The sequence below is a fragment of the Aeribacillus sp. FSL K6-3256 genome (assembly GCF_037965805.1).
GTDB lineage: Bacteria > Bacillota > Bacilli > Bacillales > Aeribacillaceae > Aeribacillus > Aeribacillus composti.
In genome coordinates, this window is record NZ_CP150188.1 from 790,694 (window position 1) to 814,661 (window position 23,968).

Below are 23,968 nucleotides of genomic sequence, written 5' to 3' on the forward strand. Positions count from 1 at the left end.
TTTTTTCAAGAAAGGACGTTCGACATCAAAGTTTTGGCAAATAATTCGGTTCAGAACACGCTTATATAAAGACTTACTAGGATTGGAGAAGTTAATACGCATTCACCTTTTTGGCAATTTTGGTAATTTTGAGTTTTTCTGTGAAAATCCAAAAGGAATGGAAGGAAATAGTTTAACGGAACGGTTGTTTAACATCGAAGTCGAAATCATTAAAGAACTTTAGCATTTGCAGTACCAAGAAGAAAAGTATATGGGTTAAAAACGGAGTTATGGAATAAAAGTTGAAAGAACCGTTTAAAAGTGCAGGAAGCATTATAGACTTGTTTAAAGACAACATGGATGAACGTGAGGAAAATGATCTGCATTCGATAATTTAACACAAAATTGTGAAGATATTGTCGGTGCTTAATGGAATACATCAATTATTTCTTTTACCTTCATTACAAAAGAGGCATCTTAGATGTTGAACAAGATCTTAGATGCCTCTCTAACGTGGAATTTTGGAGATTTGCCGGTCAATCTTCTAGATAAAATTGAGATGGAATAAGGGGAAAGTTATTTTTGCAGTATTCAACATAAACATCTGAAAAAAAATTTCCCCATCTGGATTATAAAAGCGAAGACCTGGATCCGATTATATCTTCAAAGAGTGAATAAGATGCATCACTTGCTTCGTCTGGTTGTACAATAGCTGTTTTGCCTGATCCATACATTCCTCAATCGTCAATGGTTTAGTAATAATCGAAAAGCATCCGTGAAATTTGCTGCGGAGCACATCTAAATTGCCTGCAAGCGAGCCGGAAATTAATATCGTTGGAACTCCGTATATTTGAGCGAGATCAGCGATATAGCCTGGCGCTTTTCCGTATAATGTTTGTTCATCGCTTTGCCCTTCTCCTGTAATGACAAGATCCGCCTGCTCTATTGCTTTCTTCAAGTTCGAAGCTTCTGCTACAAGCTCAGCACCGGATATAAGCTTTGCGCCTAGTACAAGGAATGCAAATCCCAGGCCTCCTGCTGCCCCTGAACCTTTCACGTTATTGAAGACTTTTCCTTTCTGCTTCTCAATAAGAGCAGCAAATCGGGCCAATGCTTCGTCGTAAATCGGTATTTGTTTGCTGCTGGCACCTTTTTGCGGTCCGTAAACTGCGCTGGCACCTTTTTCACCACATAACGGATTGTCCACATCACAAGCAACCTTTATTGTAATATGTTCCAATCTCGGATCCAAACGGTCGAAACTTACTTGATTGACCTCCAATAAATCTTTTCCGAAAATCCCCGCTTCTTTTCCTTCTTTATCCCAAGCTTTCATGCCAAGCGCCTGTAAAAAGCCAAGGCCCCCATCATTTGTAGCACTGCCGCCAAGCCCGATAATAAACGATTTACAGCCTTTATCCAATGCATCTTTCATCACTTCGCCAAGTCCGAAAGTAGTGGTCACATCCGGGTTTCGTTGTGAAGGAGGCACTTGGACAAGCCCAGCGATATTGGCAACTTCAATAGCAGCCGTATTATTTTCGAGGATGGCATAATATGTTTTTATTTTTTTGCCCAAGGGGCCTGTACAGGTTACCTCAATGCGATCCCCGGCTGAAGAGACTAACAATGCATCGACTGTTCCTTCTCCGCCGTCAGCCATTGGCTTTGTTCTTACTGTATCACCATAATGAAGGTCAAGTATTGCTTGTTTCATAATATTTGCTGCTTGAGAAGAGGTCAGACTCCCTTTAAAAGAATCAGGTGCTACGACAATATTCATTTTAGCTGCCTCCTTTGTTTGCCTGATATCCTTCCGAATTTTTAAAAACGATGGAATAAACGAGATAGATGGAATTAATTACACTCAGCATATTGATTTCTTCCAAAATAGGTGATTTAAAGGATTCTAGTTTGCAGCTGCTCACTTTGATGATTTGTTTCGCATTCTGTGCTAAATAGCCTTTTTCATTGCCTGTAATCGCAACGATAGGAATGCCTCTCTTCTTTAATACCTTTACTAGCTGAACGATAAATCTTGTTTCTCCGGAAAAAGAAATGACAACGGCTAAATCTCTGGGCGTAAGTGATTCTGCTTCGGAAATTTGATTTTCATGGTTGCTGTACGCAGTAGCATATTTGCCCAGACGAATAAATTTGAATTGTGCATTTCTTGCAATGAGATGCGAAAATGTTACCCCAAAAAAAGCAACTTTTTTTGAGTGATGAATTTCGTGAACAACTTGAATGATTTCCTTTGAGCGGAGAAATTGCTCTGTTTGCTTCAGAGAAGCATGTAATTCATCATAATATTCGTTTATTTGTTTTATATTAAATTTCGTTTTAAGGTTTTGATAGTCTACTTCAGTATCATTAAATTCAATAAATGATCTGGCATATTCTTTAAGCTCTTTAAACGTAATATTTTCAAAGCGCTGGCAAAATCGGGTGATCGTTGCAGGTGATGTATGGCACGCTTCAGCTAATTCATAAATGGACATTTTCGGGATTTTTTCCACATTCCTCAAAATATATTCGGCAATAATGATTTCTGATTTTGTTTGGTCTGTTGAAGATTCAATGAAGTTTAATAATTTAGCCATAAAGTTGTACATCGAATCACTCCGGATTTCATATTTATTGTACGCTCTATTATAAATGACCATGAAAAAAGTTTCATAAAATGAAATTTTTCCTGTCTTTGTTTTTTCGTTCGTTAAGATATCGGTAGAAGCAGTTACATGAAAAATTACTACCAGGAGCTGAAACACAATGAAAAAATTCAATGTACTTATTGTTGGCGGGGGGAGTACTTGGACGCCAGGGCTTTTAAAAGCAATTTGCTCGCGTCAAGATACTTTCCCGATCAACCGATTGGTCATGTATGATATCAATTACGAACGCCAAAAAATAATTGGCGAATTTGCGAAAGTGCTCTTTAAAGAAGAGTACCCTGACATTCATTTTAGCTATACAACAGATAAAGAGGAAGCATTCACGGAAGATATCGATTTTGTTTTTGTGCAAATGCGTACTGGCGGCTATGAAATGCGTGAAAAAGACGAAAAGATCCCGTTGAAACTAGGGGTTATCGGTCAGGAAACATGCGGGCCGGGCGGTTTTGCTTACGGTATGAGATCGATCCGCGATATGATTCAATTGGTCAAGGATGTCAGAAGCAAAACGAAAGACGCATGGATTTTAAACTACACAAATCCTGCTGCTATTGTTGCGATTGCGTTACAGCAAATGTTTCCTGATGATAAAAGAATCCTCAATATTTGCGACCAGCCTGAAAACTTGCTTCGTTCGTACGGCCGTTTATTAAATATGAATGAACGTGATTTTGATCCTGTATACTTCGGATTAAATCACTTTGGCTGGTTTACTCATTTATATGATCCGCAAGGCAATGACAAATTGCCTGAGTTAAGGGAAATGATTTTGAAAAACGGCTTCCGTCCGGCTGACTACGAGCAAAGGGATAAATCATGGCTCGAAACGTATGCCATGGTACAGCAAATGGTGCGAGATTTTCCGGACTATTTGCCGAATACGTATTTACAGTATTATTTATATCCAGATAAAGTGCTGAAAAAATTGAATCCGGATTTTACGCGTGCAAATGAAGTACAAGCCGGAAGAGAGAAACGCGTATTTGAAGATTGTGTGCGCGTTGCTGAAACAGGAACCGCAAAAGATTCCAACGTAGTAGCAAATGATGCGCATGGCGAGTTTATCTTAATTGTTGCAGAATCCATTGCATACAACAAAGGCGACAATTTTATTGTCATTTTGAAAAATGATGGAATCATCAGCAATTTGCCGGATGATGCGATGGTTGAAGTGGCTGCAAGTATAACCTCAAACGGGCCTAGACCATACGCAGTTGGAGAAATTCCAACATTCTATAAAGGATTGATTGAAGGGCAATATGCGTATGAAAAACTTACAGTGGAAGCATATATGGAAGGCTCATACGCCAAAGCGCTGCAAGCTTTAACTTTAAATCGTACAGTTGTATCTGCAGCAAAAGCAAGAGAGGTATTGGATGCCTTAATCGAAGCCAATAAAGAATACTGGCCGGAATTGCGATAATAACTTGTCCGTGCAGGGAGCCGTTATGACTCCCTGCTTGAAAAATAGCTGGAATGTATCCGTTTTCTATATCTTATCTAGAAGGGGAGCTATGAAATGAAGAAGGTATTTAACTTTGATTTCTTTCAGAGAATTGGCAAAACTTTTATGGTTATAATTTCTTTGCTTCCTGCAGCCGGTTTATTACTGGGAATCGGTACAACGTTACAATCTCCATATTTAATCGAATATTTGCCTTTTTTAGATTCAGGATTTTGGAAAACGATTTCTGATTTAATGAAGGGTGCAGGAAAAGCGATATTTGGGAACTTAGGCGTTTTGTTCGCTATCGGTATAGCGGGGAGCTGGACCGGTGGAAAAGCGGCAGCCTCCTTATCAGCACTTGTTGGTTATTTAGTTATGCATACCGTTATCGGGATTGTCCTTGGAATCACGCCGGAAAACGTATCGGAACCAGGGCGTGTACTTGAGTTAGGGATCCCGACACTTCAAATCGGTGTTTTTGGCGGTATCATCATCGGGTTTGTAGCAGCAGTTCTTTATGAAAAATATCATGATTTCAAAATGCCGGAAATGCTGTCCTTTTTCGGCGGTTCACGATTTGTTCCTATTATAACAGCAGGTTATTCAATCATTATTGCACTGATTTTGGCCTTTGTTTGGCCACATGTACAAGACGGCATTTATGCACTTGGAACTGCCTTATCAGGAGAAAATACGCCGCCACTTTACATGTTCATTTATGGACTAGTAGAACGTGCCCTTATTCCGTTTGGATTGCATCATATTTTCTATATCCCAATTCGTTTTTCGGAAGTTGGCGGAACGTATACAACACTTGCTGGATCTGTCGTTTCCGGGGATACGGCAATGTATATGGCTCAGCTTGCGGATAAACAAGTAAATGATGCCGTTGAAATAACAGCAGGAAGATTTATGGCAGGGAAATTCCCGTTCGTCCTGTTTGGTCTGCCAGCGGTAGCGTTAGCAATGTATCACATGGCAAAACCGAAAAACAAAAAAGCTGTAGCAGGCTTATTATTGACTGCTGCGGGAACAGCATTTTTTACAGGAATTACAGAGCCGCTTGAATTCACGTTCTTGTTCGTAGCGCCATTATTATACGTTTTCCACACATTAATGGCAGGACTGTCATTTATGCTGATGTATGTTTTAGATGTGAATGTTGGATATGCCGGCGGATCCGGAATCATTGATTTTATCTTATTTGGTATATTACCTGGTGTTGGAGAGCCATGGTGGTATGTCATTATCGTTGGTCTGGCAATGGCTGTTGTTTACTACGTTGTATTCAGATGGGCTATTAAAAAGTGGGATCTTCTTACACCAGGACGCGGAGATGAAGATTCGAACAGACTTTATACTAGAAAAGATTACGAAGAAAAAACAAATAGAAAAAGTGATGAATCTGTTGTCAATCAAAAAGCGTATGCAGTATTAGCAGCACTTGGCGGAAAAGAAAATATCAATAATCTTGATGCATGTATTACACGGTTAAGAGTAGGTGTAAAAAACAAAGGCGCTGTTAATAAAGAAAAACTGAAAGCTCTTGGTGCTTCAGGCGTATTGGAGGTAGGAAATGGAGTTCAAGCAATATTTGGACCTACTTCAGACACGTTAAAAAATCAAATTTTAGATATCATGAATCAGGAAACAAACGAATATAAAGAAGAATCAACTATTAGTTTCGTATCGCCATTATCAGGAAAGGTTGTTGCATTGGAAGAAGTGCCTGATGAAGTTTTCTCTCAAAAAATGATGGGCGACGGCATTGCTGTTCAACCAACAAGCGGAGATGTCTATTCTCCGGTTGACGGTGAAATCGTCGATGTATTCCCAACCAAGCATGCCATTACACTTCGTTCAGATGAAGGAGCAGAGCTGTTGATTCATTTGGGACTAGAAACAGTGAACTTAAAAGGAGAAGGCTTTGAAATAAAAGTTTCACCTAAAGACAAAATTAAAAAAGGAGATCTTATCGCACAATTCGCCATCGATCAAATTGGTCAAAAAGGGTACAACACCATTACTCCTATTATTTTACTGAACGGAGATCAGTTTAAAATCGACCATAGTAGTTATCCATCCAGCGTAGTTGGAGGAAAAGACGTATTAATCAAGGCTCAGAAAGGATAAGATCGATCATCCATGGGATAACAGTACGGTACTATACAGAATTGCTTCCGAGTTCATAAAGAATAGTATCGATTATCCATGAATTCGCAAGGAACCCAAGTCCATATAGCTTAGATCAATCATCATTCAAAAGGCTATCGAGTGCATTCGATAGCCTTTTTTGCATAGTGATTGAAAAATGTGAAAAGGCACAGTACATCTGCTGCTGTAGCGTCATAGGCTTCGGAAGAGCCGACAGCTAAATTGTAGTACGCCGCTTTGACGGGCAAGAATTTCAGAAAGAATCATTAAAGAGAGAAAAAAAGATTTTAAATTGGACGAGTAACAAAGCGGAAGGGTACAGGACCATTAGGTTGCGGTACTTCTCTTTTTTAGTATAGGCAATTGCGGAACTATTAATGAATGCCGATTCGGCTTCTACTGTATTCATTTGAAGTTTAAACCGGATCATATATAGATAAAAAATTTGCGGCAGCCTTCTTGGAGTTTTCATTTACATTTCAATACCATTTTAGATACTTACGAAACTCTCTAGTTTATGAATAGCATTTACTCGCAACAATCCCCATAAAGTCCCATTCAACTGTATTTCACTTCATTTTTGTAAAGAAAACCACTTTTCAAAAGGAAATTGGATTAATTTGTGGAAGTAAGCTGTTGGCAATTAAATTGTTAGAAGAGTCCGTTTCGTGGAATTTGTAATAGGAGGGCTTACTTATGGATCATATAAAAAGCATTTTACAGGAAAATAGAATCCCATTTGACATCCTTTATCACGAAAATCCAATTCGCACAGCGCAGGAAGGCGCGGACTTTTTTGGAATCGAAATAGGTCAGACTGCTCCTACATTGATACTTAAGTCTGACAAAGGCTATTTTGCAATAATCGTTTCAGGAGGACGCGGTCGTGTGAATCTGGAAAAAGTGTCAGAAATCTTGGGATGCAATCAATTAAAAATGGCACCCCCAAAAGAAGTCCAGAAGATAACGGGATACACTGTCGGCAGCGTTCCTTTAGTTGGTCTTTCTTTGCCTTGTATAATCGATAAAGAACTTTTTCGCTATCCGTTCATTTACGGAGGAACGGGAGAACCAACCTCAACACTGAAAATACCTCCTCATGCTTTGGAACAACTGAATCAAGTTGTTGCTTTCTTGAATTAAAGTGATGATGTTGTATGGACATGTTCCCATTACATTATGATCATGTTCGATAATCTCTGCAAAATGGAGTTGCTAAATTGATTTTAAGACAAACAAACCTGTCTATTTCTTTTGTGATAGGGAAGATGGCCAATTAGTGATTGGAGAAGTGAAAAAATCATCGCGATATATGAAAAGTGCCAAAATGCAACTTCTGTACTATTTAGACACACTTCGTCAAATGGGGATTGAAGCAAAAGGGGAGCTACTGTTTCCGGAAGAAAGGAAAAAAGAATCAGTAGAGTGGACGGAGGAAGCAAAACAGGAGCTTGAGCGGGCAATGGAAGATATTCGCCATATTGCACGCATGCCTGTACCACCTGCACCGGAGAAAATTCAGTTTTGCGGTAAATGTGGCCTATCGTGAATATTGTTGGGCGGAGGAGTAAATATGAAAAAAACATTATACATCTTTCAAAGTGGTGAACTACGTCGGAAAGATAATAGTTTATATTTTGAAACAGAGGAGAAAAAACGTTATATCCCAGTTGAGAATACAAATGATATTTATATTTTTGGAGAAGTTGATGTATCAAAAAAATTTTTAGAGTTTGCTGCACAAAAAGAGATTATAGTTCATTATTTTAATCATCATGGTTACTTTGTTGGATCATTTTATCCCCGCGAGCACTTAAATGCTGGGCACGTTGTTTTAAAACAAGCGGAGCACTATCTTGATGACGGGAAGCGGCTTGATTTGGCGCAGCGATTTATTGCAGGCTCTATCCAACAGATGAGCCGCGCGTATTAAAATATTATCGTTCTCGCTTAGAAGAAAAAGCTGTTTTTGATGAAGTGCTAGAAGATTTTCAAAAAGAGCTGCAAAAATTGCCAACTGCTCAGTCAGTTGAACAATTAATGGCATCAGAAGGACATACACGAGAAAAGTATTACAGTACTTTTGATACGATTATTCACATCCCGATTTTATTTTTGAAAAACGAACAAAACGACCACCGCACAACCGATTAAATGCGTTAATCAGCTTCGGGAACTCTATAGTGTATACGATGTGTTTAAGCGAGATTTATAAAACGTATCTTGACCCCCGCATTGGGTATTTACATAGTACGAATTTTCGACGCTTTTCTTTAAATCTTGATATTGCCGAAATTTTTAAACCTATTATCGTGGATCGGTTAATTTTTTCCCTTGTAAATAAAAAAATGCTGACAAAAAAGCATTTTGAAAAACTGACCGATGGTATTTTGTTATCGGAGGAAGGACGGAAGGTTTTTATCAGTGAACTGGATAAAAAAATGCAAACAACCGTCCAACATCGCCATCTAGGCAAATCTGTGTCATACCGACGCTTGATTCGTTTGGAATTGCAGAAGCATTTACTTGGTGAAAAGCCATATGAATCATATACAGCTAAATGGTAGGGGATTTTCATGTTTGTCATACTTGTGTATGATTTTAATGAGAAACGTGTAGCGAAGGCGCTAAAAATTGCTCGCAAATATCTTCATTGGGTACAAAATTCTGTTTTTGAAGGAGAAATTTCACAAGCAAATTATAAAAAACTAAAAGTAGAATTGCAAAATCTTATGAATCCGGATGAAGATTCCGTAATTTTTTATACATTTCGAACGCAGAAATATTGGTCGCGTGAGGAATTTGGATTAAAAAAAGGCGGCGACGAATTTATTTTGTAGAAAGAAGGACAAGCTATGCGATTAACGGTAACGATGAAGCCAAAAAATAATGTTGTGATACTGCCATTACATTATCAGTATTTATTGCATGGTTTACTTTATAATTCTTTACAGGATAAAAGTTTCGCTTCATTTTTGCATGAAATTGGTTTCCAGAAAGGGAAGAGAACATATAAATTATTTACATTCAGTCGTCTTTTCGGGCAACATAAAATTCAATTAGATCCGAAAACGATTATATTCGATGACGATATTTCTTGGCATGTTTCTACTGTATTGCCTGAACTGACGCAGCAGTTAGGAGAATACTTTTTATTACAAAATGAAGTTCATCTAGGAAATCAATCGGTGGAGATACAAAGTATAAAAATGGAGGAAAGCGAAGTAAAGAGCTCTGAAATTGAAATTGAGATGCTTTCACCAGTAACAGTCTATAGCACATATGAAACGGTGGATGGTACCCAGAAGACACAGTTTTTTCATCCATATGATGAAGCATTTCCACATTTAGTGGAACTTAATTTTCGCAATAAGTATGAAGCCTATTACGGAGATCCGCCACAAGAGAGATTGTTTATTGAACCTTTACATGTTACTAAGAGACATAAAGTCGTCACGACTTTTAAAAATTACTATATCACTGCATGGCAGGGAAGGTATCGTTTGCGGTCTTCTCCGAAGTATCTTACTTTCCTTTTGCAAACTGGAATAGGCGGACGAAATTCTCAAGGGTTCGGAATGTTCCGTGTTATTCGAGAATTGTAGTAACAGGGAAATATTTGTCGTCGACCCCCAATCGTGCAAAAATCCCTGGGGATCGACGACTCTTTTAAATCTTTATTGAGCCCACCTAAATCAAAGGATTGATAAAACTTACCTCCTTCGTTAAAATAAAAATAACCAATCAACCATTTAAAACCAAATACTTATGTAGCAACAATTTTTGGGGGTTTTTATCTTAACTATGAGGAATTGAAACAATTTTTCGATTAGAAGCTTCGCCTGATCAACATCTGTTTTTATCTTAACTATGAGGAATTGAAACATTCGCTCCGATATATACATGTGTTCCAACTCACCTAAAGTTTTTATCTTAACTATGAGGAATTGAAACTGTTGTGTCGATGTTGGTCGCCCAAGCCGTTCCAGATGTTTTTATCTTAACTATGAGGAATTGAAACATTTTACATTGACAGTGTTCTGACTCCAGCGCAACATGTTGATTCTTCTGGATTTTAATGACCAGGATGATGATGGAATTTTGCTTGACATCCTGTAGGAAAGTACTAATAGTCGAAAAATGGGAGTACAATATCACTTGGCTTTAGACGCATCAAGACCATATTTTTTATTGTACGGATTAGAAACTTACGGTATACGGGGTCTTCCCTCATTACATTCACGTAGTGGGGGACAGGCCCCATAATCATTTCATCATAAATAAGTCTCAAGACTTAGTTGAATATACATTTGAGGTCCATTTTGGAAAATCACTTTTCTCTGTATTCTAAGGAAGAAAAAAGTAATTGAATTTGTTTTTCCTTTAAATTCATTTAATCAATCCAGCTTGAAGTTTTTGGATAATAGCTGTTTATGAGGCTAAAAATCTTCTCTAAAATAAGAATGCGAAAAGGTTGTGGATTTGGAGAGTCATTGCTTTTTTTGTATTTGTTTAGGCGAACTTCTTGCACTAGGGATTTGTTAATGAAGCTGTTTCATTGACATGTTAGTATGAAAATTCGCAATATGTGGAAGAAGACTATGTAAAATTCTAGTCAAAATATTTTGTATACAAGGGGAGGATCGGTGCTACTTTGTTGCTCCTTGCTGAACGGAGTGCTAAAGGATAAACAAATCAAGTGATAAAGCTGCGAAAAATTCTTGGGAAGGAAGGGAAAACATTGAAAAGATTTTTTGTGATTCTGTTGGGTATCATCGGATTTATTGGTTTATATATTATCTTTTTGAATCCAATCAATTTTAGTTGGTGGCCTTTAGGAAATCAAAGAATCCAGTCCGTTACATCAGAGGGAATTGAAATGATTGAAATTGATGCCTCAGGTGTTAGCACAACGATTATTCCGGAAAGTCGAGAAGATTTAAAAGCTGATTTAGATGGAAAGGGAAAGCTGACTGTTAAACAGCATGGAGACAAAGTAAAAGTAAGTGCCAAACAGAAATGGAAATGGTTGGGGTGGTTGTTTCATAACAAGGCAAGATTGAATATTTACATCCCTGAAGATTATGATCGAAACATGGCTATAAATCTTGGCTCCGGGAATTTGAATTTCTCTGGCCTTTCAAAAAATGAACCGATGAAACTAGATGAATTAATATTAGATATAGGCTCGGGAAACGTCAACCTGAAGAATGTATCGGTTAAACATTTTGAGCATGATAGTTCGTCGGGGAATGTCGATATAGACTCATTAACGACAGAAACAGGATCATTTGATATTAGTTCTGGAAACCTCAAAGTAAAGCATTATATCGGAGCTATTGAGGCTGAGCTATCATCTGGAAATTTAAATATACAAATGGATGAATTAACAGATTCAGTTGATATTGAAGTAAGTTCAGGAGTGGTGGATCTTAATCTTCCGACTGATGCTGACTTTACTTTAAACGGAAAGACAAACAGCGGCAATATAACATGTGATTTTCCGCTAACTAGCAAAAAAATAGATAATAAAAACATCAAAGGTACCCATGGGTCCGGTGAACATCCTATCGACGTAAGCGTATCAAGCGGCAACATTAAAATTTATTAAAATGATGTGAAAAAGCGTTCATTGATTAACTAGGGAAGCAAGAATGATGTCTATCTCTTTAATAAAATACTTAACAAGTGCCGCACTCTTAAATATTAAAAGTCAATAGAAAAAGGAAGCAGCCTAAACCTTCTATATTCGTGTTTTAGGCTGCTTTTTAAATAAAATTTATCTTTTTATCTTTGAATAGCTGAGCACCAATAATTTGATGATGTATAAAAGTTTGTGTAAAGCATTTTGCTAGACCAAAAGGAAATAGGGTATTCTCTGATTTGGACAAAAACACATTCCAGAGAAAGGAGAACCCTGCCTATGTCTAAAAGTATACCGAATTTTTTTGAATAACGACACAAAAACTGCAGAAAAATAAACGAAAAACAAAGAATTGATAAAAAATCCTGTTTACGCTAAAATTGAAATAACAAAATTTCCAGTATTATCAAAACTTTGTCATATCAACAACTTTTTGGGGTTTTTATCTTAACTATGAGGAATTAAAACTGTATCAGACCGCAAGAAAAGCTGAAGCAACTCTCCGTTTTTTATCTTATCCATAAGATTTGAAACAATAATCTCGATATCACACGATAAAAGAGTAAGAAAAGCTCATAGACAAATAGATGGAAAGTTTTTTTGTACAGTAAATAATCCACCTGCAGGAGGGCTTCCTGGTAATCCGTATGGTTGTAGGTACGTTACGATACCAAGCATTTGATGATGAAGAATTAAGCGAAAAAGTTGAATGTAAACCGTTAATAGCATTGTTGAAGTGAAAGAATTTTTCCAAATCAGTTTATTAGGGCGAAGAAGAAATATTTTTGGATAAAGAAGCGACTTTTAAAATAAAGCAGATTATAGTGATCACAATTTTTTATGTGAGATGGTCAAGAAAATGAAAGAGGATAGTAAAGAACCTGTTGTTACTAATAAAAATAAACCTGTTGATGATCAAAAAGAAAAACAAAATGAAGATACAAGATCTGATCGTTTTTCATAGAAGATAGATGATGTTGAATTCCATTAATTTTTCAAAAATTGGCGCTCCTTTTAGGAGTGCTTTTTATTTTACCTGAGAGAGGGTGTAATGTATAAGAGAAAAACGCATACAAGATTACGACGAAGACACAAGGGTATCTGACTATTACGGCACCGATTATTCGTCCTGGCGTACTCCCTTATATATGATCGGATAAAACGGTTCTGATGGAAGCCGAGTTTGCAGGAGGAAATCTTTTCGGACAAAACAATTCAGGCAAAGCCGGTTACTGATGGCGGCCATCCGAATGAACCAGTCACATTGCAAAATTTCAACCGGCATGCAAAAGGGATTTCACTACGGATGAAGAGTACAAGATTTAAATCTGGTCATCTCTTTTACTGTCACATTCGGATTCATTCAACATTGCCTGTTCGTTTGGAAGTCCCCTATATATAACGGTTGCCGAAAAATTTTTATTTAGCTCAGTTGAAAAACCGGGCTTTTTATTTCCTAAATATGGAAACAAATCCACTCCCCCATATACCGCTCCTCTTAAAAAAACGTCATTTATGTCAGAATATATAACATAAATACGTAATTTTTTTTTGGTTAAAATACACAAAATCACATTAAAAATTGTGAATATTCGCTAATGTTAAACAGCTGAAAAGAATATATAATAAATATACATTACGTATTGTGTTATAAAAAATAACATAAAGGGGATTGATCGTATTATAAAGGGGTGAATGAATGAAGACGTTGTTCATAAAAAATGCCAAAAATATTATTACGATGGATGAAAATCGAACGGAATACCCAGGCGGCAGCATGTATGTTGTCGGTCAAGAGATTAAAGCGATCGGCTATGATTTACCTTGTGAGTCAGCGGATATTGTCATTGATGCGCGCGGAAAAATTGTTTATCCGGGGTTAATCAATACGCATCATCATTTGTATCAGACTTTCACCCGCAATATCCCTTGGGTGCAAAATGTTGAGCTGTTTGATTGGCTAATCGCTTTGTACGATATTTGGCGCCATCTAAGGCCGGAAGATGTGTATTTAAGTGCTGTTGTCGGATTAGGTGAGTTACTTAAAAGCGGTTGTACGGCATCAGCTGACCATTTTTACGTTTTTCCGAATGGAGTCAGCTGTGAATTAATTGATGAGGAAATACGGGCAGCACGTGAGATCGGAATTCGTTTTTACCCAACTAGAGGTTCTATGAGTTTAGGACGATCAAAAGGGGGATTGCCGCCAGATGAAATCGTTCAGCCGGAGGATGTTATTCTTCGAGATACCATGAGAATTATTGAAACCTATCATGATCCTAGTAAATATTCGATGCTGCGGGTAGGTGTTGCACCTTGTTCACCATTTTCGGTTAGCAAAGACTTGCTGCGTGAATCAGCGGATTTAGCACGCAGTTATGGCGTTCGGATGCATACCCATTTGGCGGAAACGATAGATGAAGAGGATTTTTGCAGAGAAAAGTTTGGCATGCGTCCTTTCGAACTAATGGAAGAAACAGGTTGGGTCGGCGAAGACGTGTGGTATGCGCATGGAATCTGGTTTGATGACAAAGAAATTGCCAAGCTGGGTGCTTGTGGCTGCGGAGTTGCTCATTGTCCGAGCAGCAATATGAAAATGGCTTCCGGAACGATGCGAATTATGGACATGCTGCAGGCAGGGGTAAAAGTGGGATTTGGTGTTGATGGTTCAGCTTCTAATGATTCTTCCAATCTATTATTAGATTTAAAAATTATGAACCTGCTCCATAATCTTCAGCATGGAACGGTGGCGCTAAGTTCTGAAGATTGTTTGTCGATTGCAACGAGAGGCTCAGCTAAAGTGCTTGGCTGGGAAGATGCCATTGGTTCATTGGAAGTCGGCAAGGCTGCTGATATGTTTATGATTGATACGAATCGATTAGAATTTGCTGGTGCGCTTTTCAACGATACGGCACTTCCGATTCTAGCGGGCACACCGACAGTCGATATGACTATCGTTGGCGGACAGATTGTTGTAGATAAAGGGCGTCTTGTCAATATCGATGAAGAATCATTTGCCATGCGGGCGCAAAAAGCTGCTGAAAGAATGCTGGAAACGGCTCTTGAGCATACAAAAGTCAATTATAAAAAACCAAGAATAAGAAACTCAGCTATTCTAACTTAGATAAGGGGGGATAAGCAGTGGAAGCAATTCGAAACGAGATTGTCGCATTTCATCATGTTAGTAAGATTTACAATACCGGCACAGTCGCTTTAAGCCAATTCCATTTTTCCATCACAGAAGGGGAATTTATAAGCTTCCTCGGTCCGTCTGGCTGCGGGAAATCAACGGCATTAAGAATGGTGGCAGGTTTAGGCGAAGCTACTGAGGGCAAGGTAGAAGTATTTGGGCAAAACCCGAAAGAAGTTATAAAAAATACAAATGATGTTGCTTTTGTATTCCAAGATGCCAACTTGCTTCCATGGAGAACGGTGCTGGAAAATGTGATGCTGCCTTTAGAATTAAGGGGTTCGGATAAAAAAAGCCGCAAAGAGGATGCGATCAAAGTATTGGAGATGGTTGGACTAAAGGATCATATAAAGTCATATCCTAGGCAGTTGTCAGGCGGAATGAGAATGAGGGTGTCTATAGCTCGAGCGTTGGCTGCAAAACCTAAATTGCTGTTAATGGATGAACCGTTTGCTGCATTAGACGAGATTACAAGACAGACCTTGCAGACGGAGCTGCTTGAAATATGGAAAAGGGAGAAAATGACAATTTTGTTCGTTACTCATAATGTATTTGAAGCTGTCTATCTTTCTACTAGAATTGCAGTGTTGTCAGCTCGGCCCGGACGATTATCATCTATCATCGATGTCGATCTTCCTTATCCGAGGGAGCGGACAGATGAACGGTTTACAGAATATGTCGATATTTCCTCGCAAAGTCTTGAGAATAGTTCAACCCGAAGGGAGTTGGTATAAATGTCTGTACAAACAGCAACCACTCAAACGAAGGAAATTGTCGCTCAATCAAATAATACTGGCAAACTGAAAATATGGAGCAAATCAAAATGGAAGATTATTGGTCCGATTGCTGCGCTTGTTGTTTTTCTTTCTTTATGGCAGTTTGTACCGATTATGGTTGGCGTGCAGCCGTTTATACTTCCAAAACCGACAGACGTCCTTCAAGCGGCGGTTGAAGATTGGGAGTTATTATGGCCAGCCATACAAATAACGGTGGCTGAATCTGTGATCGGATTTGTAATAAGCGCCATCATTGGAATTGGCTTTGCGGTTTTATTAGCAAGCTCAAAAATTTTAGAAATAAGCATTTACCCGTATGCGGTTATTTTACAAACGATACCGGTTGTAGCTGTTGCACCGATCGTTGTTATCTGGTTCGGCTCGGGCTTCAATTCGATTGTGATGATTTCATTTTTAATTGGATTTTTTCCGATTATTTCAAATACGTTAATGGGATTGAATTCAGTCGATAAAAATATGAGCGAATTATTTACTTTATATAATGCGTCAAAATGGCAAAAAATGTGGAAGCTCCGAATTCCGGCTGCTATGCCTTACATGATGACCGGCTTAAAAATATCCAGCACGCTATCGATCGTTGGAGCTATTACGGGTGAATATATAGCTGGAATTGGCGGAGGAAAAGGCGGTTTAGGGTATGCCATTACGGTAGCAGCCGTTCAATTAAAAACACCATATTTATTTGCTTGCGGAATTGCCGCTGCTATTTTTGGGATTGTCTTTTACTTACTCGTAAGTTTGTTTTCTCATTTCATGCTGAGATCATGGCACGAATCCGCGATGAAGGGAGAAAAATAAAAAATTTGAACAAAAATTAAGTTGACATAATCACTATTGCTTACAAGAGCTGAATTTAATTTGCTAATTTTTTTTGCATAAAAATGGTTTGCTTGCGTTAGGGAACGAGCTTTATTGAGTTTCAAAAAAAGTGCAAAAAGGGGGAAAAAGAATTGAAAGCATGGCACAAAGCGAGTTTTCTATTAATCGGGATTATATTCATGTTCTTCCTCACCGCCTGCGGCGGACAAGAGTCGAGCAGCTCAACAAACGAGGGAGACAGCGCTTCGAATGAAGAGAAAAAAGACTTAAAAGATGTAAAAATTGTATTAAATTGGTTTCCGAAGGCGCAGCATGGCGGTTTGTATGCAGCACAAGAAAACGGATTGTTTGAAAAAAACGGTTTAAAAGTCACGATCGAACCGGGCGGGCCGCAAGTCTCGTCTATTCAAATGGTTGCATCTGGAAGTGCTGACTTTGGGCTTGCACATGCTGACCAAATGGTTATTGCTAGAAATCAAGGAATTGAATTAGTCGCTGTAGCTGCTGCCATGCAAGGAAGCCCGCAGGCATTAATGTTCCATAAAGGAAAGGGAATTGACGATTTTGATGAATTAAATGGAAGAAAAGTATATATACAGCCTGGTATTACGTATTGGGACTTTTTGAAATCTAAATATAATTTAAGTAATGTACAAGAATTGGCTTATACAGGACAGCATTCGAATTTTATTAGCGATCCCAATTCTGTAAGCCAAGCCTTTGTGACTTCAGAGCCGTTTTTCTTAAAAAAAGATGGAGTAGATGTAGAAACGAAGCTCATATCTGATGCAGGTTATAATCCTTATAACGTTGTGTTATATGTTACAAAAGACTATTTAGAAAAAAATAAAGAAACTGTCAAAGCATTTGTGGATGCTTTTGTCGAAGGATGGTATTTATACAAAGATTCTTACGAAGAGATTAATAAAGTGATTCAGAAAGATAACGCTGATATGGAATTAGAATCATTAAAATTTGAAGCCGAAACACAAGTGGATTTTGTATATGGAGGAGATGCAGCAGAGCATGGAGTCGGATATATGACGGAGGAACGCTGGGCAACATTAATTAAACAATTACACGATCTCGGTTTATTAGAAAAAACATTTGATGCAAAGGAAATTTTTACGACAGAATATTTGCCAAAACATGAATCGAAATAAAAATGAAAACGAAAGCTGGGCAGCTTATATTTGCTCAGTTTTTTGTTTTAGCCATAAGTTTTACTGCAAAAAAAAGGGGCTGTCCAAAAAGTCAGGGTAACTGACTTTTTGGAGCCCCTCATTTTTCACTTTTTAAAAAAAATGCACAAAAAAATCGTCCTTTCTAGTAAAATGAAGTTACCACACAACATTACAGAAAGGACGATTTTTTATGAGCAATCATATGATTACTCGTGAAAATTATAACACACAAATGACACTTCCTCTAGATGGAAAAGAAGAAAAAACTCCTGCCAAAAGAAATTTAGCCCCTACTTTCAAACCATATAACAACCGTCAAGTTCAAATGATTTATGATATTGAATCTCTCATACCCGAACATCACGTGGCACGTGTCGTGGACGAAATGGTGGAGGCGATACCAGATAAACAATTGTTTTCTCATTATAAAGGCGGCGGCAGAAGTTCCTATCATCCCAAAATGATGCTGAAAATCATTCTGTATGCTTATTCTCAAAAGGTTTATTCCTGCCGAGGAATCGAAAAACTCGTTAAAGAAAATATTCCTGCCATGTGGCTTTCAGCGATGCAACAACCAGATTTTCGCACCATTAATGAGTTCCGAGGGGAACGGATGAAAGCTTTCATGGATGAGCTCTTTGAAGTCATGATTCTCAAATTGATAAAAGAACATTACATCACGATGGAAAACTACTTTTTGGATGGCACTAAGATCGAAGCCAATGCCAATAAGTATTCTTTTGTGTGGAAAAAATCCACTTTGAAATTCGAAGAGAAATTAAAAGAAAAAATCCAAGAAACACTAAAGCACATTCATGAATTAACCCAATTAGAAGCCGGAACAGGGCAAAAGGAAAGCGATCAACATACAGAGATCACCGAACAAAACCTGGAGGAAACCGCAAAAGAAATAGAAGAAAAAGTTGAAACGCTAACGGAAGAAATCGAAAAGGAGACCGATACATCCATTCGGAAAGAGAAGCGAAAAAAACGCAGTCAATTAAAGAAATCGGTGAAACAAATTCGTGAAGATTTCCTGCCCCGAATGGCAAGATACAAGGAACAAAAGGAAATGTTCGGTGACCGTAACAGCTACTCGAAAACAGACAAAGACGCAACCTTCATGCGCATGAAAGAAGACCATATGAAAAACGGTCAGCTCAAGCCCGGATACAACGTGCAAATGGGGACAGAGAATCAGTTTATCTTGTTTTATACTATTCATCAACGACCGACCGATACACGTTGCTTTATCCCACATATGGAGAAGCTAGCCTCCACTTCATTACCGATGCCCCAAACAGTTATTGCGGATGCAGGCTATGGTAGTGAAGAAAACTATGTATATGCAGTTGGTGATGAGAAAGAGCCCCGGTTTGAGTTTCTAATTCCTTATGGGAGCTATGTAAAAGAACAAACACGTACATACAAAAAAGACATTAAAAATGCCAAAAACTGGACCTATTGTGAAGAGGATGATTGTTTTATTTGCCCGAATGGAAGGAGAGTAACGTTTAAAAAATACCAAAACAAAAAGAATCCATCTGGCTATGAACAAAGCTTCAAAATATACGAATGTGAAGATTGTACCGATTGCCCATTGAAAGCGAAATGCACAAAAGCGAAAGGCAACCGACAAGTTCACTGGAATCCCATCTTCGAAGAAATGAAAGCAAAGGCCAAAACAGCCCTTGAATGTGAAGAGAAAGCCGCTATCTACGCTCGACGCAAAGTCGAGGCAGAAAGTGTGTTCGGTCACATCAAGGGCAATCGGTCGTTCCGCAGATTTTCTTTGCGGGGCCTCGACAAGGTACATGTCGAGTTTGGGATTGTGGCATTAGCCCACAACTTCCTGAAAGTAGCCGGCATCCGCCAGCTACTTTCAGATAAAAATCGAAAAAATATAAAAGCAAGTGGAGAGAAACGAATTGTTTTTCTCCACTTGCTTCATTTTAGGGACTTATCGGACAGCCCCAAAAACTGCTCTCATACATTAAAATTTAAAAGTTCTTTTATTCCTCGTTTTTCACTTGATTATATGCTTGATCAAGATTTTGCAGTCTTTTCAATATTTCAGCATTTTTGGTTAGCTGGTCGTAAATTAAAGTTGAGACGACAGATCGGTAGTAGCTGTTCATGGCATCAATCTTTGAAGATTTTTCTTTATTCATTTCAATGTACTGTTTAAAGTTTTCTTTAAAATAGGAAACAGAAAAAAGCTGTGTCATGTTCGTTCCTCCAAAATTTTAGATTCTTTTTTTAAATTCTTCATGTAAAATAGAACTAAAGGGGGGGAGTTCTGATGCATATAAAAATGGACTTAGTCCAAAACCAATCCTTGAGATTGGCGATGACGAAAGAGCTGAAGCAAGCCATTGGGCTTTTGCAATATTCTACAATCGATTTAGTATCTTACTTGAGGGAAATTACGCTTGAAAACCCCTTTGTGGAATTGGAAGAATCCCATCCAACGATATTTTATCATAATCAAAGAAAGCAGCAGAGGGCTAGCAAGGAGGATGGCCGCTGGATCGAAAATATGCCGAAAAAAGGGATGGGGCTAAAAGATCATTTGCGAAATCAGCTCGTAGAATTTCGTTTTACCGAAAACGAACGGCGTGCTATTCATATTTTAATCGATGCAGTGGACTCAAATGGTTATATGTCAGAAGACTTATCCCGCCTATCGGAAAAGTTCCAAATTTCGATCGATCTTTTGGAAAAACAGCTGTCTGTACTGCAATCATTAGATCCAATTGGCGTCGGGGCACGTTCGCTTCAAGAATGCTTGCTTTTGCAGGCTAAAGAAATTGAGGAAAAACCTGAAGGCTCCGAGTTCGTGTTAAAAGAGCATTTTCATCTGTTTGCCACAAAAGCTTGGAAGGATCTTTCCAAAAAGACAGGTCTGTCGCTGAATGCTCTTCAGCAAATTTTCGATTTTGTTCAAACATTGAATCCAAGACCTGGTCTGCAATTTGATGAGGAAACCCCGAATTATATCATCCCTGATTTAATGATTGAAGAGCGAAATGGAGATTGGATTGTATATTATAATGAAGATCTTTTGCCGCAAATTAAAATCAATCGGGACTATGAACCGATTGTACAAACAGAAAAAGATGTAAAATCTTACGTACAGACTAAACTCCATCAAGGACGCTGGCTGTTAAAATCGCTTGAGCAGCGGAAGGAAACGCTTGTCAAAGTTATGCAGGAAATTATACGATTTCAGAAAGACTTTTTCTATTTGAAAAACAACGTTTTGAAACCGCTAACATTAAAAGATATCGCTGATTCTCTTAACATTCACGAGTCGACTGTAAGCAGAGCGGTCAATGATAAATTTGTTCAAACTCCTTTCGGCTTATATGAGTTGAAATATTTTTTCACTAACAAAGTGGGAGAAGAAGATACATCAAGTGCGAATGTTAAACAGGTCATTCAGCAATTAATTGATCAAGAAAATAAGCAAAGACCGCTTTCAGATCAAAAAATTGCCAACCTGTTGAAAGAGAATTATAATATGAATGTTTCGAGAAGAACAGTGGCCAAATACCGCGATCAGCTCAATATCCCTTCGTCCAATTTGCGAAAAAGATATAATTAGAAAGGAATTGGATTCGTGAATCAAGTGGTTCTTTATACGAAGCAAACATGTCCATTGTGTGATGAAGCAAAGGAATTGCTGTATAAGCTGCAAGCTGAAATACCCTTTGATCTGAAAGAAAAAGATATTTATCAAGATGACCGGCTGCTGGAAAAATATCAACTAATGATTCCAGTGATTGAAGTGAATGGAAAGATTGTTATTTTTGGGAAAATTGAAGAAAATTCTTTAAGAAAACGTTTGCTGGAACTTGTTTCTGTTGATTAACATTTGCGCTCCTGCTAAAATAATATATGTAGCAAGGGGTGAATTTTTTTGCTATAATTGGGACATAATTTGTCTTATAGGGACAAAAAAAGTCCCGGAAAGAAAGAGCTGAAGGGTCTTGAAAATGCAATCATTAATTGAAGCTCAAAAAAAATTATTGCCTGATCTTCTCCAAACTATGCAAAAGCGCTATCAAATTTTGCAGTCCATTCGACTGATGCAGCCTGTAGGAAGACGAAGCTTGTCAAACAATTTAGGCATCAGTGAAAGAATTCTGCGTGGAGAAGTGCAATTTTTAAAAGAACAAAATTTAATTCATATTCACCCCTCGGGAATGACCTTAACGAAAGAAGGGGATGATCTTCTTTCATCATTGGAAGAAATGATGAAAGATGTTTTAGGTTTAACTTTTTTGGAAACTACATTAAAAGAGAAGCTTCATTTAGATGAAGTGATTGTTGTTTCAGGTGACAGCGACCATTCGCCCCTCGTGAAAAAAGAAATGGGAAGAGCTTGTGCACAATGCATTATGAATCATTTGCAGGATGACGAGGTTGTTGCTGTGGCAGGCGGCACAACGCTGGCAGCTGTTGCTGAAATGATGATTCCGTTAGGTCATCGCCGAAATGTTTTATTTGTCCCTGCAAGAGGCGGACTAGGGGAAAATGTTGAAAACCAGGCGAATACGATTTGCGCCAAAATAGCTGAACGTGCACATGGGAAATACAGGCTGCTCCATGTTCCTGACCAGCTAAGCAAGGAAGCATATGAATCCATTATCGAAGAACCGGAAATAAAAGACCTTTTAAAAATTATACGTTCAGCGAAAATGCTTGTTCATGGCATCGGGGATGCTCAAACAATGGCGGAGCGAAGAAAGACTCCGAAGGAAGATTTCGAAAAAATTAAAAAAGGAAATGCAGTAGGCGAAGCTTTCGGTTATTACTTCAACCAAAAAGGTGAAGTCGTCCATAAAGTTCAAACGGTTGGAATGCAGCTGGAGGACTTAAAAAACATACGAAATGTGATCGCGGTTGCTGGAGGAGTCTCTAAAGCAAAAGCGATCAAAGCGTATATGAATCAATCATTAGCCACGATTTTAGTAACTGACGAAGTGGCAGCTAAAGAGTTATTAAGGGAACTGTAAAGCTCCCTCAATATAAACATCATTCCTAAAATTGAAGGAGGACTTAAAGATGGCAGTGAAAATTGGTATTAATGGTTTTGGTCGTATTGGACGCAATGTATTCCGCGCAGCATTAAAAAATCCTGAAGTAGAAGTAGTAGCAGTAAATGATTTAACAGATGCAAACATGCTTGCACATCTTTTACAATACGATTCTGTTCATGGAAAACTCGATGTGGAAGTCGGGGTAAATGGAAATAACTTGGTCGTGGATGGAAAAGAAATTCAAGTATTATCCGAGCGCGATCCAGCTCAATTAGGCTGGGGAGACCTTGGCGTTGACATTGTAGTAGAATCTACTGGTCGCTTCACAAACCGTCAAGATGCAGCAAAACACCTTGAAGCAGGTGCGAAAAAAGTAATCATTTCTGCGCCGGCTAAAGAAGAAGATATCACAATTGTTATGGGCGTAAACGAAGACAAATATGATCCAAGCAATCATCATGTCATTTCCAACGCTTCATGTACAACAAACTGCTTAGCTCCGTTTGCAAAAGTTTTGCATGAAAAATTTGGCATTGTTCGAGGCATGATGACAACTGTGCACGCTTATACAAATGACCAACAAATTTTAGACTTGCCTCACAAAGATTACCGCCGCGCTCGCGCTGCAGCAGAATCTATCATACCGACAACAACTGGTGCGGCTAAAGCAGTTGCGCTCGTATTGCCTGAATTAAAAGGAAAACTTAACGGTATGGCAATGCGTGTTCCGACACCAAATGTGTCCATCGTTGACTTAGTGGCTGAGCTTGAAAAAGACGTAACAGTTGAAGAAGTAAATGCTGCGCTTAAAGAAGCAGCTGAAGGAGAATTGAAAGGTATTTTAGCGTACAGCGAGGAGCCGCTTGTATCCAGAGACTATAATGGTGATACTCATTCTTCTACGATTGATGCGCTTTCTACTATGGTGCTTGAAAACCGCATGGTGAAAGTTGTTTCTTGGTACGATAACGAAACAGGATACTCAAACCGCGTGGTAGATTTGGCGGCTTACATTGCAAAACAAGGTTTATAAT

At 38.3% G+C, this 23,968-nt stretch carries 17 protein-coding genes, 3 pseudogenes and 1 CRISPR repeat array; of the genes and pseudogenes, 17 read left to right on the forward strand and 3 right to left on the reverse strand.

Translation table 11 applies throughout. The annotated features are described in order from the left end of the window. Nucleotides 1–634 precede the first annotated feature (634 nt). Nucleotides 635–1,762 carry a glycerate kinase gene (locus tag NSQ84_RS03770; protein WP_339212226.1) on the reverse strand — a complete coding sequence of 376 codons (1,128 nt, stop codon included), beginning with the start codon at nucleotides 1,760–1,762 and terminating at the stop codon, nucleotides 635–637. A 1-nt stretch (nucleotide 1,763) separates the two neighbouring features. Further along, nucleotides 1,764–2,594, reverse strand: coding sequence for a MurR/RpiR family transcriptional regulator (locus tag NSQ84_RS03775; protein WP_261308758.1), 831 nt, complete (start codon nucleotides 2,592–2,594; stop codon nucleotides 1,764–1,766). Between the two features lie 157 nt (nucleotides 2,595–2,751). Here NSQ84_RS03775 and NSQ84_RS03780 point away from each other — a divergent pair, with 157 nt between their 5' ends. The 13 genes and pseudogenes from NSQ84_RS03780 to NSQ84_RS03840 form a co-directional block, all read left to right on the forward strand. Next, nucleotides 2,752–4,077 carry a 6-phospho-alpha-glucosidase gene (locus NSQ84_RS03780; RefSeq protein WP_063388732.1) on the forward strand — a complete coding sequence of 442 codons (1,326 nt, stop codon included), beginning with the start codon at nucleotides 2,752–2,754 and terminating at the stop codon, nucleotides 4,075–4,077. 96 nt (nucleotides 4,078–4,173) lie between these two features. Beyond that, complete coding sequence (gene ptsG, locus NSQ84_RS03785; protein WP_327873156.1) at nucleotides 4,174–6,234, forward strand: glucose-specific PTS transporter subunit IIBC; 2,061 nt, start codon at nucleotides 4,174–4,176, stop codon at nucleotides 6,232–6,234. Between the two features lie 717 nt (nucleotides 6,235–6,951). Beyond that, nucleotides 6,952–7,398 carry a YbaK/EbsC family protein gene (locus NSQ84_RS03790; RefSeq protein ID WP_327873157.1) on the forward strand — a complete coding sequence of 149 codons (447 nt, stop codon included), beginning with the start codon at nucleotides 6,952–6,954 and terminating at the stop codon, nucleotides 7,396–7,398. Between the two features lie 121 nt (nucleotides 7,399–7,519). Then, nucleotides 7,520–7,826 (forward strand): annotated as a pseudogene (cas4, locus tag NSQ84_RS03795) (CRISPR-associated protein Cas4); the annotation flags it as partial. 2 nt (nucleotides 7,827–7,828) lie between these two features. Beyond that, nucleotides 7,829–8,822: pseudogene (gene cas1b, locus NSQ84_RS03800) on the forward strand (type I-B CRISPR-associated endonuclease Cas1b). Nucleotides 8,823–8,831: 9 nt separating this feature from the next. Continuing rightward, on the forward strand, nucleotides 8,832–9,095 hold the full coding sequence (gene cas2 / locus NSQ84_RS03805) for a CRISPR-associated endonuclease Cas2 (RefSeq protein WP_063386986.1): 264 nt from the start codon (nucleotides 8,832–8,834) through the stop codon (nucleotides 9,093–9,095). Nucleotides 9,096–9,110: 15 nt separating this feature from the next. Continuing rightward, nucleotides 9,111–9,860, forward strand: a complete 750-nt coding sequence (gene cas6, locus NSQ84_RS03810) for a CRISPR-associated endoribonuclease Cas6 (RefSeq protein ID WP_063386985.1) — start codon at nucleotides 9,111–9,113, stop codon at nucleotides 9,858–9,860. A 184-nt stretch (nucleotides 9,861–10,044) separates the two neighbouring features. Next, a CRISPR array of direct repeats spans nucleotides 10,045–10,279; the repeat unit is 31 nt; unit sequence GTTTTTATCTTAACTATGAGGAATTGAAACA. Nucleotides 10,280–10,996: 717 nt separating this feature from the next. Next, the gene (locus NSQ84_RS03815) at nucleotides 10,997–11,866 is read left to right on the forward strand and encodes a DUF4097 domain-containing protein (RefSeq protein ID WP_339212227.1); all 870 of its coding nucleotides are present in this window, start codon (nucleotides 10,997–10,999) and stop codon (nucleotides 11,864–11,866) included. Between the two features lie 1,732 nt (nucleotides 11,867–13,598). Continuing rightward, the gene (locus NSQ84_RS03820) at nucleotides 13,599–15,023 is read left to right on the forward strand and encodes an 8-oxoguanine deaminase (RefSeq protein ID WP_339212228.1); all 1,425 of its coding nucleotides are present in this window, start codon (nucleotides 13,599–13,601) and stop codon (nucleotides 15,021–15,023) included. A 17-nt stretch (nucleotides 15,024–15,040) separates the two neighbouring features. Continuing rightward, complete coding sequence (locus NSQ84_RS03825) at nucleotides 15,041–15,823, forward strand: ABC transporter ATP-binding protein (RefSeq protein WP_066249138.1); 783 nt, start codon at nucleotides 15,041–15,043, stop codon at nucleotides 15,821–15,823. Further along, on the forward strand, nucleotides 15,824–16,684 hold the full coding sequence (locus NSQ84_RS03830) for an ABC transporter permease (protein WP_063386965.1): 861 nt from the start codon (nucleotides 15,824–15,826) through the stop codon (nucleotides 16,682–16,684). It begins immediately after the preceding gene. 152 nt (nucleotides 16,685–16,836) lie between these two features. Further along, the gene (locus tag NSQ84_RS03835) at nucleotides 16,837–17,868 is read left to right on the forward strand and encodes an ABC transporter substrate-binding protein (protein WP_339212229.1); all 1,032 of its coding nucleotides are present in this window, start codon (nucleotides 16,837–16,839) and stop codon (nucleotides 17,866–17,868) included. Between the two features lie 346 nt (nucleotides 17,869–18,214). Then, a pseudogene (locus NSQ84_RS03840) lies at nucleotides 18,215–19,693 on the forward strand (IS1182 family transposase); the annotation flags it as partial. Between the two features lie 208 nt (nucleotides 19,694–19,901). On the opposite strand, the gene yvfG reads toward NSQ84_RS03840, so the two are convergent. Beyond that, nucleotides 19,902–20,117, reverse strand: a complete 216-nt coding sequence (gene yvfG, locus NSQ84_RS03845) for a protein YvfG (protein WP_063386963.1) — start codon at nucleotides 20,115–20,117, stop codon at nucleotides 19,902–19,904. A 74-nt stretch (nucleotides 20,118–20,191) separates the two neighbouring features. On the opposite strand from yvfG, the gene rpoN reads away from it, so the two are divergent. From rpoN to gap, 4 genes are all read left to right on the forward strand, one after another. Continuing rightward, complete coding sequence (rpoN, locus tag NSQ84_RS03850; RefSeq protein WP_339212230.1) at nucleotides 20,192–21,496, forward strand: RNA polymerase factor sigma-54; 1,305 nt, start codon at nucleotides 20,192–20,194, stop codon at nucleotides 21,494–21,496. A 15-nt stretch (nucleotides 21,497–21,511) separates the two neighbouring features. Then, a complete protein-coding gene (locus NSQ84_RS03855; RefSeq protein WP_063386962.1) occupies nucleotides 21,512–21,763 on the forward strand; it encodes a glutaredoxin family protein in 252 nt (83 codons plus the stop codon). A gap of 124 nt (nucleotides 21,764–21,887) precedes the next feature. Further along, nucleotides 21,888–22,910 carry a sugar-binding transcriptional regulator gene (locus tag NSQ84_RS03860; RefSeq protein ID WP_339212231.1) on the forward strand — a complete coding sequence of 341 codons (1,023 nt, stop codon included), beginning with the start codon at nucleotides 21,888–21,890 and terminating at the stop codon, nucleotides 22,908–22,910. A gap of 49 nt (nucleotides 22,911–22,959) precedes the next feature. After that, nucleotides 22,960–23,967, forward strand: a complete 1,008-nt coding sequence (gap, locus tag NSQ84_RS03865; RefSeq protein WP_063386960.1) for a type I glyceraldehyde-3-phosphate dehydrogenase — start codon at nucleotides 22,960–22,962, stop codon at nucleotides 23,965–23,967. Nucleotide 23,968: the final 1 nt, after the last annotated feature.

Coding starts and splice junctions, on each gene's coding strand:
- NSQ84_RS03770 (WP_339212226.1), bottom strand. CDS start 1,762: ATGAATATTGTCGTAGCACCTGATTCTTTTAAAGGGAGTCTGACCTCT.
- NSQ84_RS03775 (WP_261308758.1), bottom strand. CDS start 2,594: ATGTACAACTTTATGGCTAAATTATTAAACTTCATTGAATCTTCAACA.
- NSQ84_RS03780 (WP_063388732.1), top strand. CDS start 2,752: ATGAAAAAATTCAATGTACTTATTGTTGGCGGGGGGAGTACTTGGACG.
- ptsG (WP_327873156.1), top strand. CDS start 4,174: ATGAAGAAGGTATTTAACTTTGATTTCTTTCAGAGAATTGGCAAAACT.
- NSQ84_RS03790 (WP_327873157.1), top strand. CDS start 6,952: ATGGATCATATAAAAAGCATTTTACAGGAAAATAGAATCCCATTTGAC.
- cas2 (WP_063386986.1), top strand. CDS start 8,832: ATGTTTGTCATACTTGTGTATGATTTTAATGAGAAACGTGTAGCGAAG.
- cas6 (WP_063386985.1), top strand. CDS start 9,111: ATGCGATTAACGGTAACGATGAAGCCAAAAAATAATGTTGTGATACTG.
- NSQ84_RS03820 (WP_339212228.1), top strand. CDS start 13,599: ATGAAGACGTTGTTCATAAAAAATGCCAAAAATATTATTACGATGGAT.
- NSQ84_RS03830 (WP_063386965.1), top strand. CDS start 15,824: ATGTCTGTACAAACAGCAACCACTCAAACGAAGGAAATTGTCGCTCAA.
- yvfG (WP_063386963.1), bottom strand. CDS start 20,117: ATGACACAGCTTTTTTCTGTTTCCTATTTTAAAGAAAACTTTAAACAG.
- rpoN (WP_339212230.1), top strand. CDS start 20,192: ATGCATATAAAAATGGACTTAGTCCAAAACCAATCCTTGAGATTGGCG.
- NSQ84_RS03860 (WP_339212231.1), top strand. CDS start 21,888: ATGCAATCATTAATTGAAGCTCAAAAAAAATTATTGCCTGATCTTCTC.
- gap (WP_063386960.1), top strand. CDS start 22,960: ATGGCAGTGAAAATTGGTATTAATGGTTTTGGTCGTATTGGACGCAAT.